This window comes from Polaromonas sp. P1_E1_2 (assembly GCF_056406035.1).
Map to the genome: position 1 here is coordinate 1 of NZ_JBFUAZ010000444.1, position 3,658 is coordinate 3,658.

The 3,658-nt window shown below is 60.1% G+C and carries 3 protein-coding genes; 2 read left to right on the top strand and 1 reads right to left on the bottom strand.

Annotated elements, in window-relative coordinates; all coding sequences use genetic code 11:
• A partial coding sequence (locus tag AC1D1P_RS17635) for a PhoD-like phosphatase N-terminal domain-containing protein (RefSeq protein WP_477673856.1) occupies positions 1 to 547 on the bottom strand: 547 nt, incomplete at its 3' end.
• A gap of 439 nt (positions 548 to 986) precedes the next feature.
• Here AC1D1P_RS17635 and AC1D1P_RS17640 point away from each other — a divergent pair.
• A complete protein-coding gene (locus tag AC1D1P_RS17640; RefSeq protein ID WP_477669446.1) occupies positions 987 to 1,799 on the top strand; it encodes a formate/nitrite transporter family protein in 813 nt (270 codons plus the stop codon).
• Positions 1,800 to 1,870: 71 nt separating this feature from the next.
• Positions 1,871 to 3,616: a bifunctional protein-serine/threonine kinase/phosphatase gene (locus AC1D1P_RS17645; protein ID WP_477673857.1), complete on the top strand. Its 1,746-nt coding sequence runs from the start codon at positions 1,871 to 1,873 to the stop codon at positions 3,614 to 3,616.
• Positions 3,617 to 3,658 lie beyond the last annotated feature (42 nt).

The following is a 3,658-nucleotide window of genomic DNA, read 5'->3' on the forward strand; positions in this document are numbered from 1 at the left end:
AGTCAGGGTTGACCTTTCGCATCTGCTCGTAGATTTTCATGCCGCCCCATGCCTCGTTGATGCCCCAGCCTTGCCCGGCCGTATCGCCACTCCATGTGAAGCGCACGTCGCGTACAGCCTTGGCCCCTGCGCCGGCAGGCAGACGCAGGTGGCCGGCCACGGCTTCAGACAGCACACGTTCGTTATGCAGGTCTTGCAGCACCACCCGGTAGAAAATTTCCTGGCCCGCCGGCAGGCCCGTCAGGTCCACGCGCCCGGTGAAGTCGGTGTCGTCCATCAGGTAAGGGCCCCGCACGCGCGTGGCATTGGTAAAACTGGCGGTCGTTGCCCACTCGAGCCAAAGGCGTGAAGGCCGGTCGCTGCGGGTCCATATCACCGCGCCGTCCGCTTTTGGGTCGCCACTTTGAACCCCGTGGGCCATTTGGGGCCGCATGGCTTCGCGCGTGATGAGGGCAGGGGCTGACTGCGCCTTGGCGAGGCGGGGAAGCACCATGGCCGAGCCTCCCAACACGGCAGCAGTCGAATTAACAAATTGTCGGCGATCCATGGGTTTCTCCAGAAAAAGTAGTGGCGTTGGAGCGCCTATTCTTTTGGCAGGACATGTCAGCTTCATGAATCATCTGCCCGTCGAAAAGCTGTGGTGCTGCCGGGTGCGCATCGTCCAAGCCAGCGCCTGGGTGGCCAGACGATGTAACGGTTGGCACCAAAATATTTGTCAATGGCGTTGAAATGCACAAATTTGKGGCGACGCAATCGCCTCCGCAGTGCCTCCGGGGGCCAGCAAGGCCGGATCCGCGGTGTTTTGCTAGCGGCACGGTATGTGCTTGCATCCCTGAGGTCAGGCTGACGRAGGCCTGCGCAGGGTAAAGCGAGCTTCGCGGTGCCCAATCGATCTGAATGGATAACGGCGTCCACTTCGGTCTTCAATCTTTTTGAAGATCTCGAAGTGGATTTTTTTTTGGCAAAACAGGATTTAGAGGGATCGTATGGCTTATTTAGTGCCTTCGGAATTTGTGACCAAGATGGTGGATGCGGGTGAATCCAAAATCTTCATGTCTACCCGCGACACCGTGATCCGGGCCTATATGGCCGGCGCCATCCTGGCGCTGGCGGCCTGGTTCGCCGTCACCATCAACGTGCAAACCGGCCAGCCGCTGCTGGGCGCCGTGCTGTTTCCGGTCGGTTTTGTCATGCTCTACCTGTTCGGCTTCGACTTGCTCACCGGCGTGTTCGTGCTGTGCCCGCTGGCGCTGATCGACAAACGCCCGGGCGTCACGGTCAAGGGCGTTCTGCGCAATTGGGGCCTGGTGTTCACCGGCAACTTCCTGGGTGCCTTCACGGTGGCCGTGATGATGGCAATCTACGTCACCAACGGCTTTTCGACCGAGCCCAACGCCGTGGGCAAGGCCATCGGCGTTGTGGGCGAGAACCGCACGCTGGGCTACCAGAAGTACGGCGCCAACGGCATGCTCACATTGTTCGTGCGCGGCATGCTGTGCAACTGGATGGTGTCGGCCGGCGTGGTGGGGGCGATGATCTCCACCCAGGTGAGCGGCAAGGTGATCGCGATGTGGATGCCCATCATGCTGTTCTTCTACATGGTGTTCGAGCATTCCATCGTGAACATGTTCCTGTTCCCGTCCGGCCTGCTGCTGGGCGCGCATTTCACCATCATGGACTACCTGATCTGGAACGAAATTCCGACGGTGCTGGGCAACCTGGTGGGCGGCCTGGCCTTCACCGGCTTGACGCTGTATGCCACGCACATTAAAACCGGACCGTCACGTTCCTTTAAATAATCTGCTTTCAAAACAAAAGCTCCCGCGCATGCAAGATACAAAGATGCGCGGGGGCTTTGCCGGTACCCCACATGTCCAGTGAACTGAAGATATCGGCAGGCCAGTATTCGGACAAGGGCCGCAAGGAAACCAACCAGGATTTCCACGGCATCTATGTACCCAAAGAGCCGCAACTGAGCGCCAAGGGCATTGCCATTGCATTGGCCGACGGCATCAGCAGCAGTGCCGTCAGCGACGTGGCCAGCCAGTACGCCGTCACCGGTTTCCTTGAGGACTATTACTGCACCTCGGAAGCCTGGTCGGTCAAGACATCGGCCGAGCGGATCCTGAGCGCCACCAACTCCTGGCTGCATGCGCAGACACAGAAAAGCCAGTACCGCTACGACAAGGACAAAGGCTATGTGTGCACCCTGAGTGCCATGGTCATCAAGTCGACCACTGCGCATATTTTTCATGTCGGTGATTCACGCATTTACCGCCTGCGCGGCAAGGCGCTGGAACAACTGACCAACGACCACCGTGTGTGGATTTCCCAGGGCCAAAGCTATCTGGGCCGCGCGCTGGGCTTCAAGCCGCAGCTTGAGATCGACTACCAGACCCAGCAGGTGGAGCAGGGCGACATCTTTCTTCTGGCCACCGACGGCGTGTATGAACACGTCAGCGAATACGACATGGCCGGCCTCATCCACATCTGTGCCGACGAGCCTGGCGGGCTGGATATGGCAGCCAAGTCCATCGTCGAAAAAGCCCTGGAGCGAGGCAGTGGCGACAACCTCACGGCACAAATTGTCCGCGTCGATGAGCTGCCCAACGGGCAGGCCGGCGAGCTGCTCCAGCAGCTGTCGGGCCTGCCGCTTCCGCCCATCCTGGAGGCCAGGACGCAGTTTGACGGCTACACCATCATCCGCGAAGTGCACGGCAGCAGTCGCAGCCACATCTACCTGGCCACAGACAACGAAACGGGTGCGCTTGTCATCCTGAAAACCCCGTCGATAGACCTGGGTGGCGACGCGGCCTACCTTGAAAGGTTTTTGACAGAAGAGTGGATCGCCCGGCGCATCAACAGCGCACATGTGCTGAAGCCCTATGTACCGACCCGAAAGCGCCACTATGTGTATGTGGCCACCGAATACATCGACGGGCAAACGCTGAGCCAGTGGATGATTGACAACCCCCGGCCCGGCCTGGAAGCCGTGCGTGGGCTGGTGGAGCAAATCGCCAAAGGCCTGCGCGCGTTTCACCGGCTGGAGATGCTGCACCAGGACCTGCGGCCCGAGAACGTCATGATCGACAAGACCGGTACGGCGAAAATCATTGACTTTGGATCAACCCGCGTAGCCAGCCTAGTGGAAGCAGATGCGCCCGGCGGGCACAACGACATCCTGGGCACGGCCCAATATTCGGCGCCGGAGTATTTTGTGGGCGAGGGCGGTACCACGCGCTCAGACCTGTTCTCACTCGGGGTCATCACCTACCAGATGCTGACGGGCAAGCTGCCCTACGGCGCTGAAGTGGCCAAATGCCGGACCCGGGCCGCGCAAAGCAAGCTGCGCTATGACTCGGTGCTGTACGAAGACCGTGACATACCCGCATGGATAGACGGCGTGCTGCGCAAGGCCGTTCACCCCGATCCCGCCAAGCGCTATGGTGAGCTGTCGGAGTTCTTGTACGACCTGCGTCACCCCAACCAGTCATTCCTGGACAAGACCCGTCCGGCCTTGCTTGAGCGCAACCCGGTGGCGTTTTGGCGGGGTGTTTCGCTGGTTCTGGCTGTGGTCGTTGTGGTGCTGGTGGCGCTCAAGTCTGCCGGCGGATAGGCCTGCAACTTGCCCTTGTCTCAGACCTGCCCAGCTGTCGCT

What these genes read in the sequence shown, in the direction of transcription:
- AC1D1P_RS17645 (WP_477673857.1), top strand. Translation starts at nt 1,871, where the DNA reads ATGTCCAGTGAACTGAAGATATCGGCAGGCCAGTATTCGGACAAGGGC.
- AC1D1P_RS17640 (WP_477669446.1), top strand. Translation starts at nt 987, where the DNA reads ATGGCTTATTTAGTGCCTTCGGAATTTGTGACCAAGATGGTGGATGCG.